Source organism: Psychrobacter sp. 78a-MNA-CIBAN-0178, assembly GCF_040309625.1.
Lineage (GTDB): Bacteria > Pseudomonadota > Gammaproteobacteria > Pseudomonadales > Moraxellaceae > Psychrobacter > Psychrobacter okhotskensis.
This window is the reverse complement of the sequence record NZ_JBEOOZ010000064.1, coordinates 1-1,017: the sequence shown is the minus strand read 5'-3', so window position 1 is coordinate 1,017 and position 1,017 is coordinate 1. Positions and strand designations below refer to the sequence as shown.

Below are 1,017 nucleotides of genomic sequence, written 5' to 3'. Positions count from 1 at the left end.
AAACAGTTTACGGAGAAAGCTGGGAAGCACAGTAAGGCTGGAGGTGGAAGGGATGGGTTGGGATTGGCGGGGTTGCCGAGTTTGATAGCTGGTGCGATGTTTAAAGCACAGTTTAGGTTCGCTGATGATAATGATATTCCCTATGCCAACACATCATATATTGCTATTAATGAAAATACAAAAGAGACTTTTGAAGGCATAACTGATACTGAGGAAAATACGGAAACTTTCTTTAGCTCTAACTCTGATGAGATTAAGGTTCATTTGAAATTAGATAACTATACTGCTCAGTTTAGGTTTGCTGACGATGATGATATTCCCTATAGTTTCGTTGATTATATTGCGCAGGCTGAAGTAACGGGAGAAGTGTTTGAAGGTACGACTGATGAAGGCGGTCTGACAGAAGCTATTTACACTTCGATTAAACAAGAAATTAAAGTCCATTTGAAGACCGAAATAAATAAGGAGTAACAGATGCCTGTAGATGATCCATTTGCAGTATTAAGAGGTCGAGACCGAGTATCAAGCTCACAAACTTTAGAAGTTCACAAGCTTACTCAAACTAATATTAGTAGAGTCAGAAAGTGTCACTGTGCTTTACCATATGCTGATGAGTTTAAAAAATACTATTTATTTTATGACAGATATACAGGAGCACAGTCATGGGAAAAAATTGGTGGAAACATAAACAAAGAGTACGGAATAAACGGACCTAACGGAACTCAAAATTCCTGCGCTGCCAGAGTCAGTTACGGTTTGAACTATGCAGGAAAACCAATAAAAGCTAATGCGCCAGGTTCAAATAAAAACTTTTCCGATAATAAAAGATACATAATTTCTGCTCTTAAAATGAACCAGTATTTAAAACAGATAGCGGGCAAGCCAGATTTCACACTTACAAATACAGATGATTTCTATAAATTGAAATCAGCTTTAACACATCTTAGATTAACACATGAAGTGCAATATCAAAGAGCAGGTGAAAAAGAGGCCTAGATGCGCTAGCATCAAAGCTAC

At 37.6% G+C, this 1,017-nt stretch carries 2 protein-coding genes; both read left to right on the top strand.

What is annotated here, in order from left to right:
* Positions 1 to 471: hypothetical protein (locus AAEY80_RS14230; protein ID WP_350588509.1), on the top strand; the 471-nt coding region annotated here is incomplete at its 5' end.
* A gap of 3 nt (positions 472 to 474) precedes the next feature.
* Entirely contained in the window at positions 475 to 996 is a 522-nt protein-coding gene (locus AAEY80_RS14225; protein WP_201567890.1) for a T6SS effector amidase Tae4 family protein, read from the top strand.
* The last annotated feature ends 21 nt before the right edge of the window (positions 997 to 1,017 follow it).